Below are 13,555 nucleotides of genomic sequence, written 5' to 3'. Positions count from 1 at the left end.
GGCGGGGCGGGGGCGATGGTGCGGGCCGGCCTCGGCGTGGGCCGGGTCCGCTGAGGCCGGGCGCGTTCCGGCGGCGGCCCACGGTCGGAACCGGGCACGCACCGCAACCGATCCGTCGGGCCCGGGGGCTTTTGCGGACATCGCCGGTCGAGAGGGAAGGCGCCGAGGCGCCCGTTCCGGCGCCCGGTGCAGGGGAGGCACTCCGATCCCCGGCGCCCGCACCGCCGGGCGGACGCGTGGCGTCGAGCGAGGTGGGAGCGGTTCGCGGCCGTCAGCAAGGGGGCGCCACGCCCGCCTTCGGCGGAACGGCCGGAGTGCCCCGGTGCTGCGGCCGGGCTGGAGCCGGTCGCCCGGGAGCGGATACCCTCGGCCTCGATTTCGCGCACCGCCGACGGGGTTCCACCGCTCCGGCGGCCCGCCGTACCCACCCTCGACGAGGACCAGTGACAGAGCACCCCACCACCGCCCGGCCGGGACCCGTGGCCGGCGACAGCCTGGTCCGGCCGTACATGCCGCCCGTCCTCGACCTGCCCGAGCCGCCCGCCCCGGTCGAGCCGCCCGGCCCGGTCGAGCGGCCCGTCCCGGTCCACGTGCCGCCGCCGCTTCCGTCGGCGCCGCCCGAGGCCCGCCCGGCGCATCGGCAGGAGCCCGCCGGGCGCGGGGGAGGGGCGGTGTCGCGGGCCACCCTGAGCCTTGCCGCCGCCGTCTGCCTGCTGCTCGGTGGCGCGGTGTACTTCGTCACCCGGTCTGCCCCGCCACCCGCGCACCCGGTCACCGCACCGACCCCGCCGGCCGTCCTGCCCGGTGCCGCCTCCGGTACCGCGCCCGGTTCCGCTCCGGCCACCGCCGCACCGGCCACCACCGCAGCGGCCACCACCGCACCGGTCCCGGAGCCGGTACCGTCGGCCAGCCAGGCGCCGCCCTCGCCCGCGGCCACCCCGTCCGCGGCCGCCTCCGGTCCCCGGACCACCGGCGCCGCCGCGCCGTCCGGCCCGCGCGTCCTCACCGTCGGCGACACCGGCCCGGACGTGACGGCCCTCCAGGACCTGCTCTTCGGGCAGGGTTTCACCTATGTGACCCGTACCGGCCGCTTCGACGAGGCCACCCGGCGCGGTACGGCCCAGTTGCAGAGCGACCGCGGTATCACCGGTGACCCGTCAGGTGTGTACGGCCCGAACACCCGGGCGGCCCTGGAAGGCCGCTGACCGGCGCGGGACCGCTCCGGGACCGCCTTGGGGCCCGCGTCCGCCCGCCGGATGGAAGACTGCGGCCATGGACTCCCCACAGCAGCCGACCGTCGCCGTACGCGGCGAGGCCGAGCTCGACGTCGAACCGGACCTGGCCGTCGTCCACCTGACGGTCCAGGCGCAGGACAAGGACCGCGGGCGCACCGTGCGGCTGCTGGCGCAGCGGCTGGACGCCGCCCGCGCGCTGCTGGCCGGATACGGCGACGCGGTGGAACGCACCGAGAGCGGCGCGGTCTGGGTCAACCCCGAACGGCCCGGTTCCAAGCGGGCCGTGGAGAAGGTCACCAGCTACCGTGGCAGTGCGCAACTGCACGTCACCGTGGTCGACTTCGAGGTGCTGGGCGAGCTGGTGGGCGCACTGGCCGGGCTGGAGCAGGCCACCGTCGCGGGCCCGCGGTGGGAGCTACGCCGGGACAACCCGGCGTACCGGCAGGCCCGTACCGAGGCGGTCGAGGCCGCGGTCGAGCGGGCCCGCCAGTACGCCGCCGCGCTCGGCTCCGGGCTCACCGGCCTGCTGTCGCTGGCCGACCAGGGGCTGGGCGGGGCGGACCCGTACCCGGCGCCCGGGGGCGCGCAGACCCGCGGCGCGGTCGTGTACGGCTACGCCCAGGAGAGCCCCGAACTGGACCTCCAGCCGGCCCGGCAGACCGTCCGGGCGACGGTCGAGGCGCGTTTCACGCTGCGCCCGCCCGACCTGTCCTGACGGGCCGCCGACGCTTGGGGTGCCGGAGCGCCGGGCCGCCGGCTCAGCGCCTGGTGCCGCAGGCGGGGCAGAAGGCGGCGCCGTCCGGCAGCTGGGCGTGGCAGCCGGTGCACTGTGCGGTCTGTGCCAGCCGGTTGCCGCAGCCCGGGCAGAACGGTGTGCCGTGGGTCTCGGCGCGGCAGTGCGGGCAGACCAACTGCCTTGGCGCGGTGACGTCGTAGGCCTGGCCGGTCTGCTGGCCGTACGCGTAGGCCTGCTGCGAGACCATGTCGTTGAGCCCGCGCTGCTGGGCCGCGACCGCCTCGGCGGCGGTGTCGGGGGAGCAGCGCAGGCACAGGCCCTGGGCGGTGTTCCAGCAGCGGCCGCAGACGTAGTCGGTGCAGCGGCCGCAGCGGTTGAAGTGGTGCTGGGCGTTGGCGATGGCGCGCTGGAAGGCGGAGTCCCGGGAGCTGCCCCAGTTCGCCCCGGCCAGGCCGTCGGCGGCGCCGGTGATCCCGTTGGTCGCGCTGCCGCCGATCAGGTTCCAGGCGGCGCCGACGCCCTTGTTCAGCCAGCCCGCCACCTGTCCTGAGGTGAACGCCTCGAACGGCGAGCGCCAGGTGTCGTGGCACCGCTGGCAGGAGAACTCGAACTGGAAGCCGGCGCCGGTGCCGTGCTGCTCGCTGAGGTCGCGGTAGTTGTGGCTGAAGTAGATCTCGGTCATGGCGTCCCCCCACAGAGGTCGTCTCGTCCTGCGCGGCCGTTCGGGCGGCTGCCCGGTGCCCTCCCGGCACAGCGGCCCGTCCCGGCGGGTGGAACACCGCGGGAAGGGATCACGCTGACCTCTACATCACTGTAGAGTCAGCTGGCGGGGCAGCACAAAGGCCCCTCGATCAACAGTCGGGTAACGATCACCCGGCCCTGGGGGAGAGCGATGGCAGACCGTCAGCGACCGGCCGGCCGGACGGCCCCGGCGGCCGCCGAGGCCGGCTGGCGGCCGCCGGAGGCCGAGGTCACAGCGGTGTACCAGCCCGTCGAGGTGCTGGCCGAGGACGGCACCTGGGCGCTCGGGCGGATCAACGCCTGGTGGCGGCCGCAGGACGGGCCGGCCTGGTGCCGGGTACGGATTCTGCGGGCCCGCACGGCCCCGCGGTGGATACCGTTCGATCCTGAGCGGCTGGTCCTGCTGCCGGTCGGCGGGGTCTGAGCGCCACCCGCCGGTGAGCCCCGGCGGGCTCAGCCGAGGAAGGCGCGCAGCAGCGCGGCGGTGGCCTCCAGGTGCTCCTCGGTGGCCCGGCGGGCGGCGGCCGGGTCCCCGGCCAGGATGGCGCGGGCCATCGCGCCGTGCTGCTCGGAGGCGTGGTCGATGTTGCGGCCGAGCATCGGGATGGCGTTGAGCAGGTCGTTGAGGCGGATCCGGGCCTCGGTGATGCTGGCGGCCAGCGAGGGGGAGCCGGTGAGTTCCCCGATGGCGAGGTGGAAGCGCGAGTCGCACTGCCGGTACTCCTCGGGGCTGGCCCCGTCCGCGTCGGCGAGGCGCTGGAGCAGGTAGCGGCGCTGCTCCTCGCCGAGGTCGCGCCGGGCGGCCTGCTCGGCGGCGCCGGTCTCCAGGACCAGGCGGAAGGTCAGCGCGTCCTCGAGTTCGGCGCCCAGGTCCTCGGCGGCGCGGCGCAGTTCGCCGACGTCGGGGGCGGGCAGCCGGTAGGTGACGAAGGTGCCGCCGTAGCGGCCGCGGCGGGACTCGACGTACCCGGCCTGCTGGAGCGAGCGCAGGGCGTCGCGCAGGGTCTCGCGGCTGACGCCGAGGCGGGTCGCGAGGTCGCGCTCGGCGGGCAGCCGGTCGCCGTGGCCGATCACGCCGAGCTTGATCGCCTGGAGGATCCGTTCGACCGTCTCCTCGAAGGCGTTGCCGGTGCGCACCGGCCGGAAGACGGTGCCTAGCTGGGGGTCCAACACTGCCTCCTCCACGCGGGAATCGTACTCAGCCGCGGGCCGGATCCAAGGGGGGATCCCCCTTGACGCCGAGGTTGCCGGGGGTGAACGATGCTCCGCACAGCCCAATGGTCTGCTTCCAGGCCATTGAGCGCAAGGAGGGCGCACCACGAAGACGTGGGCGCGCGTGTCGGTCCCGCCTCAATCCCCAGGGGTGCGCATGACTTCCGAACACCAGGCCGGTCCCCACTCGGCCGAGCAGACTGCCAGACCGGTGTTTCCGGCCGGTACCACCACTGTGTCCGACCCCGCCGAGCTGTCCGAGGACGAACGCCGGCTGCGCGAACTCGGCTACACCCAGGAGCTCGCCCGCTCGATGTCGGGCTTCTCCAACTTCGCCGTCTCCTTCTCGATCGTCTCCATCCTCTCCGGCTGCCTCACCCTGTACGGGATGGGCATGAACACCGGCGGACCCGCCATGATCACCTGGGGCTGGCCGCTGGTCGGCCTGATGACGCTCTGCGTCGGCCTCGCCATGGCGGAGATCTGCTCCGCGTACCCGACCGCCGGCGGGCTCTACTACTGGGCCGCCAAGCTGGCCAGGACCAAGGGCCCCGCGGCCTCCTGGTTCACCGGCTGGTTCAACTTCATGGGCCAGGTGGCTGTCACCGCCGGCGTCGACTACGGCGCGGCCTTCTTCACCAACGCCTTCCTCGACCTGCAGTTCGGCTTCGCCGCCAGCACCGGCCACACCGTCGAGATCTTCGTGGTGATCCTGCTGCTGCACGGCCTGCTGAACACCCGCGGCGTCAAACTGGTGGCCCTGCTCAACAGCGTCAGCGTCTGGTGGCACCTGGTCGGCGTCGCCGTCATCGTCGGCGCGCTCGCCCTGCTGCCCAGCCACCACGCCTCCGCCTCCTTCGTGTTCACCGAGTTCGTGAACAAGACCGGCTTCTCCAACGGCTTCTACGTCGGCATGCTCGGCCTGCTGCTGGCCCAGTACACCCTCACCGGCTACGACGCCTCGGCCCACATGACCGAGGAGACCCACGACGCGGCCCGCTCCGGACCCCGCGGCATCGTCAACGCCATCGTGGTCTCCCTGGTGGCCGGCTGGATCCTGCTGCTCGGCATCACCTTCGCCATCCAGGACTACGACGGCGAGATCGCCAGCTCCACCGGTGTCCCGCCCGCCCAGATCTTCATCGACGCGATCGGCACCACCGGCGCCAAGCTGCTGCTGCTGATCGTGATCGGCGCCCAGTTCTTCTGCGGCATGGCCTCGGTCACCGCCAACTCCCGCATGATCTACGCCTTCTCGCGGGACGGCGCGCTGCCCGGCGCCCGGCTCTGGCACCGGATCAACCCCCGCACCCAGACGCCCACCAGCGCGGTCTGGCTGGCCACCGGCGGCGCCCTGATCCTTGCCCTGCCGGTGCTGTGGAACACCACCGCGTACGCCGCCGTCACCTCGATCTCGGTGATCGGCCTCTACATCTCCTACGTGATCCCGGTCTACCTGCGGCTGCGCCAGGGCGACGCCTTCCCGCGTGGTCCCTGGCATCTGGGCCGCTGGAGCAGGATCATCGGCTGCGTCGCGGTCGGCTGGACGGCCGTGATCACCGTGCTGTTCATGCTGCCCACCGTCAGCCCCGTCACCGCCCTCAGCTTCAACTACACCCCCGTCGCGGTCGGTGTGGTGCTCGGGTTCGCCGGCCTGTGGTGGCTGGTGTCGGCCCGGCACTGGTTCACCGGCCCCCGCATCCAGGACGCCCCCGCCCCCGGCAGCCAGGAACTCCCGGACCACCACGGCGCCCCGGCCGACGAATTGGAGACCCCCCGATGACCGCCGCCCGGCTCACCCTCGACCGCCTGCAGACCATGGTCGCGCAGGGCGAGATCGACACCGTCGTGCTCGCCATGACCGACATGCAGGGCCGCCTCCAGGGCAAGCGGGTCGCCGCCGAGTACTTCCTCAGCGACGTGGTCCCCAACGCCGCCGAGGGCTGCGGCTACCTGCTCGCCGTCGACATCGACATGAACACCGTCGACGGCTACCAGATCTCCTCCTGGGACAGCGGCTACGGCGACCTCGTCCTCACCCCCGACCTCGACACCCTGCGGCCGGTGCCCTGGCACCCCGCCACCGTCATGGTCCAGTGCGACGTCCACCACCACGACGGCCGGCCCGTCAGCGTCTCCCCGCGGCAGATCCTGCGCCGCCAGCTGGAGCGGCTCGCGGCCTACGGCTGGAGCGCGTACGTCGGCACCGAGCTCGAGTTCATCGTCTTCCGGGACAGCTACGAGCAGGCCTGGGACAAGGCGTACCACGGCCTCACCCCGGTCAACCAGTACAACGTCGACTACTCCATCCTCGGGACCTCCCGGGTCGAGCCGCTGCTGCGCCGGCTGCGCAACAGCATGGCCGGCGCCGGGCTCACCGTGGAGTCCGCCAAGGGCGAGTGCAACCTCGGCCAGCACGAGATCGCCTTCAAGTACGCCGACGCGCTCACCACCTGCGACGACCACGCGGTGTACAAGACCGGCGCCAAGGAGATCGCCGCGCAGGAGGGCGTCAGCCTCACCTTCATGGCGAAGTACAACGAGCGCGAGGGCAACTCCTGTCACATCCACCTCAGCCTGCGCGACGAGCAGGGCCGACCGGTGATGGCCGGTGACGGCCCGAACGGCTTCTCCCGCACCATGGAGCACTTCCTGGCCGGGCAGCTCGCCTGCCTCGCCGACTTCTCCCTGCTGCTCGCCCCCACCGTCAACTCCTACAAGCGGTACGTACCAGGCAGCTTCGCCCCCACCGCCGTCGCCTGGGGCCGGGACAACCGGACCTGCGCGCTGCGGGTGGTCGGCCACGGCCCGTCGCTGCGCTTCGAGAACCGGGTCCCCGGCGGCGACGTCAACCCGTACCTGGCGACCGCCGCGCTGATCGCCGCCGGCCTGTACGGCATCGAGCACCAGCTGCCGCTGGAACCGGAGTTCACCGGAAACGCGTACGCCTCCGACGCCCCCCGGGTACCGTCCACGCTGCGCGACGCGGTGGACGCCTTCGAGCGCAGCGAGGCCGCCGCCGAGGCCTTCGGCAAGGACGTCGTCGGCCACTACACCCACGCCGGCCGCACCGAACTGGCCGCCTACGACGCGGCGGTGACCGACTGGGAGCGGCGCCGCGGATTCGAGCGGCTGTGACCGTGCGACCCCTGATCGGCATCACCAGCTACCTCGACGAGGCCGCCTGGAGCGTCTGGCGCCAGCGCGCCGCGGTCCTGCCGCAGACCTACCTGGACGCCGTCTCCCAGGCCGGGGGCACCCCCGTCCTGCTCCCGCCCCAGGGCGGCGGCGTCGAGCGGCTGATCGGCGCACTCGACGGCCTGCTGCTGGCCGGCGGCTCCGACGTCGACCCGGCCAGGTACGGCGCCGAGCCGCACCCGCGTACCGGCCCGCCCCACCGGGCCCGGGACGAATGGGAGTTGGAGCTACTGTCGGCCGCGCTCGAGCGCGACCTGCCGGTGCTCGGCATCTGCCGCGGCCTGCAACTGCTGAACGTCGCGCTCGGCGGCGACCTGGTCCAGCACCTGCCGGACGAGACCCACCAGCGGCTGCCCGCCGAGTTCGTCCGCCAGGGCGTCCTGGTCCGCCCGGAGAGCCGGCTCGGCGAGATCCTCGGCCCCACCGCCCAGGTCAACTGCTACCACCACCAGGCCGTCGGCCGCCTCGGCACCGGACTGCGGGCCACCGCCTGGAGCGCCGACGAGAGCGTCGAGGCGCTCGAACTGCCCGACCGCGCCTTCGCGGTGGCCGTGCAGTGGCACCCCGAGACCGACCCGGACGACCCGCGACTGTTCGACGCGTTCACCGCGGCCAGCTGCAAGGAGGCAGCCCGATGACCGAACCCGACCGCTACCACGTGCTCAACCCGGCCACCGAGGAGGTGATCACCACCCTCGAACTGGCCGGGCTCGCCGAGACCGACGCGGCGATCGCACGGGCCAAGGCGGCCTTCGACGGCTGGCGCAAGGTCGCCCCCGCCGACCGGGCCCGGCTGCTGCGCGCCTTCGCCGCCGCCGTCGACGCCGACCGCGAGCGGCTCGCCGCCACCGAGGTCGCCAACGCCGGGCACACCATCGGCAACGCCCGCTGGGAGGCCGGCAACGCCCGCGACGTGATCGAGTACTACGCGGCCGCCCCCGAGCGGCTGTTCGGCCGGCAGATCCCGGTCGCCGGCGGCCTGGACGTCACCTTCCAGGAGCCGCTCGGCGTGGTCGGCGTCATCGTGCCGTGGAACTTCCCGATGCCGATCGCCGCGTGGGGCCTGGCCCCGGCCCTCGCCGCCGGCAACACCGTCATCGTCAAGCCCGCCGAGCTCACCCCGCTCACCGCGCTGCGCCTGGGCGAACTCGCCCTGCAGGCCGGCATCCCCGAGGGCGTGCTGCAGATCCTGCCCGGCCGCGGGCCGGTGGTCGGACAGCGCTTCGTCACCCACCCGGACGTCCGCAAGGTGGTGTTCACCGGCTCCACCGCCGTCGGCAAGTCCATCATGGCGGGCTGCGCGGAGCAGGTGAAGCCGGTCACCCTGGAACTCGGCGGCAAGAGCGCCAACATCGTCTTCGCCGACGCCGACCTCGCCAAGGCCGCCGCCACCGCGCCCTACGCGGTCTTCGACAACGCCGGGCAGGACTGCTGCGCCCGCTCGCGGATCCTGGTCGAGGAGTCCGTCTACGACGACTTCATGGCACTGCTGGAGCCGGCCGTGCACGGCGTGCGGGTGGGCGACCCGGCCGACGAGAAGACCGAGATGGGTCCGCTGATCTCGGCCGCGCACCGGGCCAGGGTGGCCGGCTACGTCCCCGACGGCGCCCCGGTCGCGTTCCGCGGCAGCGCACCCGAGGGCCCCGGCTTCTGGTTCCCGCCGACCGTGCTGGCGCCGGTGGGCCACGACGACCGGGCGTTCACCGAGGAGATCTTCGGCCCGGTGGTCACCGTGGTGCCGTTCCGCGGCGAGGACGACGCGCTGCGGATCGCCAACTCCACCGAGTACGGCCTGTCCGGCTCGATCTGGACCAGTGACGTCGGCCGGGCGCTGCGGGTGGCCCGCGGGGTGGAGGCGGGCAACCTGTCCGTCAACTCGCACTCCTCGGTGCGCTACTCGACGCCGTTCGGCGGCTTCAAGCAGTCGGGCCTCGGCCGGGAGCTCGGCCCGGACGCCCTCAACGCCTTCACCGAAACCAAGAACGTCTTCATCTCCACGGAGGAATGATCACCATGACGAAGCGACTCGACGGCCGGGTGGCGGTCATCACCGGCGCGGGCAGCGGCATCGGCCTGGCCACCGCCAAGCGGTTCGCCGCCGAGGGGGCCAAGGTGGTCTGCGTCGACCTCGACGAGGAGCGCGGCGCCAAGGCCGCCAACGAGGTCGGCGGCCTGTTCATCCAGGCCGACGTCACCGACGAGGCGGCGGTCGAGGCGATGTACCAGCAGGCCGTCGACCACTACGGCAGTCTGGACATCGCGTTCAACAACGCCGGCATCTCCCCGCCCGACGACGACTCCATCCTGACCACCGGCCTGGAGGCCTGGAAGCGGGTCCAGGAGGTCAACCTGACCAGCGTCTACCTGTGCTGCAAGTACGCCATCGGGCACATGCAGCGCCAGGGCAAGGGCTCGATCATCAACACCGCCTCGTTCGTCGCGGTGATGGGCGCGGCCACCTCGCAGATCTCCTACAGCGCCTCCAAGGGCGGCGTGCTGGCGATGTCCCGCGAGCTGGGCGTGCAGTTCGCCCGCGAGGGCATCCGGGTCAACGCGCTGTGCCCCGGGCCGGTCAACACCCCGCTGCTGCAGGAGCTGTTCGCCAAGGACCCGGAGCGCGCCGCCCGCCGCCTGGTGCACATCCCGCTCGGCCGGTTCGCCGAGCCGGAGGAGATCGCCGCCGCCGTCGCCTTCCTGGCCAGCGACGACTCCTCGTTCATGACCGCCAACACCTTCCTGGTGGACGGCGGCATCTCCGGGGCGTACGTCACCCCCGAGTAGACCCGCCCGAGCGGACCGGCCGGACCGGCCGGACACGACCGCGGCCGGGCCCCCGCGAGGGGAGCCCGGCCGCAGCCGTACGGTCGGTGACTCAGGCCGCCGAACCCGCGTCACCGCCGACCGCGAGGGCACTGCCGCCGACCGAGCCGGCGTCACCGCCCACAGCCAGGGCGTTGCCGCCGACCGCGGCGGCGTCGCCACCCACCGCGGCGGCCCAGCCGCCGACGGCGGCCGCGTCGCCGCCCACAGCGCCGGCGTTGCCGCCGACCGCGGCGGCGTCACCGCCCACCGCCCCAGCGCTGCCGCCCACGGCGGCGGCGTCGCCACCGACCGCGAACGCGCCGTGCGGATGGTCGGCGTCGGCGTCCATGTGTGCGGCGGCCGTGCCGGCCCCGCCGATCAGCGCGAGCCCGGCGAGGAAGGCGGCGGTGGTGACCTTGGCAATGCTGGAACGCATCGAGTCCTCCTGGTTGGGAAAGGGACGGGACCGATGATCCGGCAGCCGGGGCCGATGGCGTGCGAACCACCCCGCCACCTCACCCGTCCGGCGTAGCGCCGCCGCTGTACCGGCCCAACGCGCCGCGCGCACCGGGTTCAACGCGCCGCGCGAACCCGCCCGGTGGCGGAGGATCAGCGCCGGGCGGCCGAGGGGATCTCCAGCTCGAACCAGACCACCTTGCCCTCGTGGGTGGCCCGGCTGCCCCAGCGGTGCGCCAGGTCGTTCACCAGGTGCATGCCCCGGCCGCCCTCGTCCTGCTCGCGGGCCCGGCGCAGCCTCGGCTCGTGGCTGTCGACGTCGGACACCTCGACGGTGAGCAGCTGGTTGCGGAACAGTCGCAGCTGCACCGGCGCCCCCGCGTGCACCAGCGCGTTGGTGATCAGCTCGCTGGTCAGCAGCTCGGCGTGGTCGCTGAGCGCGCCGAGCCCCCAGTGCTCCAGGGTCCGCCGGGTGAAGCGGCGGGCGTGCCGGACCATCGAGTGGTCGCCCGCCAGCGACAGCATCGCCAGCCGGTCGCCGCCGATCGGCCGGGCGTGCGCCATGATCACCGCGACGTCGTCCTGCCCGTTGTGCGCGCCCAGCCGGTCGATCACCTGGTCGCAGGCCTCCTCCAGGGTGCCGCGGCGCGCCGCGACGGTCCGGCACAGCAGGTCCATGCCCTCGTCCAGGTCCTGCCCGCGCCGCTCCACCAGCCCGTCGGTGTACAGCACCAGCAGCCCGTCCTCGGGCAGCGTGAACGCCATGTTCTCGAACGGCACCCCGCCCACCCCGAGCGGCGCCCCCGGCGGCGGGTCCAGCAGCCGGGTGGTCCCGTCGGGGGAGGAGAGCACCGGCGGCAGGTGCCCGGCGCTGGCGGCCGTGCACACCCGGTCCACCGGGTCGAAGACCACGCACACGCAGGTCGCGAACTGGCCCTCGCCGATCGCCGCGGTCGCGTCGTCCAGCCGGCGCAGCACCCGGGCCGGGTCGATGTCCAGGGTGATCAGCGTCCGGGCGACGGTCCGCAGCTGGCCCATGGTGGCCGCGGCCCGGATGCCGTGCCCCATCACGTCCCCGACGATCAGCGCCACCCGGCCGCCCGACAGCGGCACCACGTCGAACCAGTCGCCGCCCACCTCGCTGATCACACTGCTCGGCAGGTACCGGTAGGCGATCTCCAGCCCCGGCGTGTGGTGCACGTCCTGCGGCAGCAGGTTGCGCTGCAGGGTCAGCGCGGTGTCCCGCTCCCGCCGGTACAGCCGGGCGTTGTCGATGCACACCGCGGCCCGGGCCGCCAGCTCCTCCGCCAGCGCCACGTCCGCCGCCGTGAACGGCTCAGGATTGCGGGTCCGGATGAACTCCGCCCCGCCCAGCACCGTCCCGCGCGCCAGCAACGGCACCATCAGGTACGAGTGCACACCCGCCTGGAGGCTCGGCTCCACCCGGTCCGGGTGCGCCACGATCCGCCGCAGCGCCGCCTCGTCCACGTGCGGCACCAGGATCGACCGGCCGCTGCGCAGGCTCTGCGCGTACAGCATCGCCGAGCGGGACGCCTCGCCGACCGCGTCGGCGGCCTTCGCCATCCGCCCGTCCTCGTCCACCTCGCCGACCGCGATGGCCCGCATCAGCACCGAACCGTCCCGGGGCACCGGATCCGCCTCGTCGCCCTGCAGCACCGACTCCAGCACGTCCACCGTGGTGAAGTCGGCGAACCGCGGCACCACCACCTCCACCAGCTCCTGCGCGGTGCGGTGCAGGTCGAGAGTGGTGCCGATCCGGGTGCTCGCCTCGTTCAGCAGCGCCAGGCGCTGCTGCGCCGCGCCCGCCGCCTCCAGCGCCCGCTGGCGCTGCTGGGCCGCGTCCCGCTCCCGGGTGTACAGCAGCGCGTTGTCGATCGACACCGCCGCCCGGGCGGCCAGCTCCGCCGCCAGCGTCAGGTCCTCCTCGTCGTACGCCCGGTCGGTGACGCTGCGGTAGAAGGTCGCCACCCCGACCGCCGCGCCGCGGGCGATCAGCGGCACCACCATCAGCGAGCGCACACCCTGCTCGCGGACCGCGACGGCCCGCTCCCGGTCGTCGTTGAACCAGTTCAGCGCCCGGTCGTCCATCTTCGGCAGGAACACCGGCCGCCGGTGCGCCAGCACCCAGGCGTTCGGCGTGGACGGGTGGAAGCGGTGCACCGAGCCCACCGGCGTCACCGGCGACATCCCGCTGCCCTGCACCGTGTGGTACGCCAGCCTGCGCAGCACCGCCGAACGGTCCGCCCGGCCCGGCCCCGGCCCGGTCGCCCCGCGCACCAGCGCGTCCAGCACCTCCACCACCACCGTGTCGGCCAGCCGGGGCGTGGCCATCTCGGCCAGCTCCCGGGCGGTCTGCCCGAGGTCCAGGGTGGTGCCGATCCGGGCGGTCGCCGTGTTCACCAGCGCCAGCCGGTCCTGCGCCGCCCTCGCCTCGCGCAGCGCCTGCTCCCGGGCCGCGGCGGTCTGCTGCTGGCGCTGGTAGAGCCTGGCGTTGTCGATCGCCACCGCCGCCCGGGCCGCCAGCTCGTCGCCGAGCGTCAGATCCGACTCCCCGAACGGGTCCCGCCCGGCCCGCCGCGAGTACACCACCATGCCCAGCACCGTGCCCCGCGCCACCAGCGGCGTGATCACCACCGGCCGCGGCACGTCACCCAGGTACCCCTTCAACCGCTCCGGCGGCACCTGGTCGGCCAGCAGCGGCAGGTCCCAGGTCGGCATGGTCACCGTCCGGCCGGTGGCCAGCGCCTCGGCGTACGCCGACTCGGGCGGCACCCGGTGCACCGACTCGGTCGGCAGGTCCTGCACCGGGTGGTCCGGGTCGACGGTCGCCACCGCCAGGCGCCGCACCCGCAGCACGTCCGGCGCCGAGGGGTGCAGATCGTTGCCGGTCACCAGGTGCTCCAGCGCGAACACCCCGACCGTGTCGGTCAGCCGCGGCACCAGCGCCTCCGCCAGCTCCCGGGCGGTGCGCCGCAGGTCGAGGGTGGTGCCGATGGACGCGCTGGCATCGGCCAGCACCGCCAGCCGGTCCTGCGCCCGGGCCGCCACCAGCTCGGCGGTGTGCCGCTCGGTGACGTCCACGATGGTGGAGCTGACGCCCAACACCCGTCCGTCCGGCCGCTGCAGCCGGAAGTAGGAGGCCGACCAGGCGTGG

12 protein-coding genes are annotated in these 13,555 nt (G+C 73.9%); 8 read left to right on the top strand and 4 right to left on the bottom strand.

Features of this window, described 5'->3' with window-relative positions; translation table 11 throughout:
- The first annotated feature begins 443 nt into the window (after positions 1-443).
- Positions 444-1,205: a peptidoglycan-binding protein gene (locus AA75_RS12700; RefSeq protein WP_051812215.1), complete on the top strand. Its 762-nt coding sequence runs from the start codon at positions 444-446 to the stop codon at positions 1,203-1,205.
- 67 nt (positions 1,206-1,272) lie between these two features.
- Complete coding sequence (locus AA75_RS12695; protein ID WP_033820047.1) at positions 1,273-1,950, top strand: SIMPL domain-containing protein; 678 nt, start codon at positions 1,273-1,275, stop codon at positions 1,948-1,950.
- 43 nt (positions 1,951-1,993) lie between these two features.
- On the opposite strand, the gene AA75_RS12690 is transcribed toward AA75_RS12695, so the two are convergent.
- Entirely contained in the window at positions 1,994-2,653 is a 660-nt protein-coding gene (locus AA75_RS12690; protein ID WP_033820046.1) for a zinc ribbon domain-containing protein, read from the bottom strand.
- 210 nt (positions 2,654-2,863) lie between these two features.
- Here AA75_RS12690 and AA75_RS12685 point away from each other — a divergent pair, with 210 nt between their 5' ends.
- Complete coding sequence (locus AA75_RS12685) at positions 2,864-3,136, top strand: hypothetical protein (RefSeq protein ID WP_233289006.1); 273 nt, start codon at positions 2,864-2,866, stop codon at positions 3,134-3,136.
- Between the two features lie 29 nt (positions 3,137-3,165).
- Here AA75_RS12685 and AA75_RS12680 read toward each other — a convergent pair whose 3' ends face one another.
- Entirely contained in the window at positions 3,166-3,897 is a 732-nt protein-coding gene (locus AA75_RS12680; RefSeq protein WP_199520316.1) for a FadR/GntR family transcriptional regulator, read from the bottom strand.
- Positions 3,898-4,159: 262 nt separating this feature from the next.
- Between AA75_RS12680 and AA75_RS12675 the strand changes: the two genes are divergently transcribed.
- The 5 genes from AA75_RS12675 to AA75_RS12655 are packed head-to-tail and all read left to right on the top strand — an operon-like array spanning position 4,160 to position 9,903.
- Positions 4,160-5,707 (top strand): amino acid permease, encoded by a 1,548-nt coding sequence (locus AA75_RS12675; protein ID WP_051812213.1) that lies wholly within the window; start codon positions 4,160-4,162, stop codon positions 5,705-5,707.
- Positions 5,704-7,062, top strand: a complete 1,359-nt coding sequence (locus AA75_RS12670) for a glutamine synthetase family protein (RefSeq protein ID WP_033820044.1) — start codon at positions 5,704-5,706, stop codon at positions 7,060-7,062. The genes AA75_RS12675 and AA75_RS12670 overlap by 4 nt, the downstream gene beginning before the upstream one ends.
- On the top strand, positions 7,059-7,760 hold the full coding sequence (locus AA75_RS12665; protein WP_199520315.1) for a gamma-glutamyl-gamma-aminobutyrate hydrolase family protein: 702 nt from the start codon (positions 7,059-7,061) through the stop codon (positions 7,758-7,760). Before AA75_RS12670 ends, AA75_RS12665 begins: the two co-directional genes overlap by 4 nt.
- Positions 7,757-9,130: an aldehyde dehydrogenase gene (locus AA75_RS12660; RefSeq protein ID WP_033820042.1), complete on the top strand. Its 1,374-nt coding sequence runs from the start codon at positions 7,757-7,759 to the stop codon at positions 9,128-9,130. Before AA75_RS12665 ends, AA75_RS12660 begins: the two co-directional genes overlap by 4 nt.
- The gene (locus AA75_RS12655; protein ID WP_033820041.1) at positions 9,127-9,903 is read left to right on the top strand and encodes a 3-oxoacyl-ACP reductase; all 777 of its coding nucleotides are present in this window, start codon (positions 9,127-9,129) and stop codon (positions 9,901-9,903) included. The genes AA75_RS12660 and AA75_RS12655 overlap by 4 nt, the downstream gene beginning before the upstream one ends.
- Before the next feature lie 91 nt (positions 9,904-9,994).
- Here AA75_RS12655 and AA75_RS47360 read toward each other — a convergent pair whose 3' ends face one another.
- Together AA75_RS47360 and AA75_RS12645 are read right to left on the bottom strand one after the other, a co-directional pair.
- A complete protein-coding gene (locus AA75_RS47360; RefSeq protein WP_033820040.1) occupies positions 9,995-10,360 on the bottom strand; it encodes a hypothetical protein in 366 nt (121 codons plus the stop codon).
- Between the two features lie 173 nt (positions 10,361-10,533).
- A partial coding sequence (locus AA75_RS12645) for a SpoIIE family protein phosphatase (protein ID WP_368666558.1) occupies positions 10,534-13,555 on the bottom strand: 3,022 nt, incomplete at its 5' end.

Origin of the sequence: Kitasatospora sp. MBT63 (assembly GCF_000710465.2) — a bacterium.
Classification (GTDB): domain Bacteria; phylum Actinomycetota; class Actinomycetes; order Streptomycetales; family Streptomycetaceae; genus Kitasatospora.
Note: the sequence above shows the minus strand (reverse complement) of the source record. Positions and strands in the feature narration are given on the sequence as shown.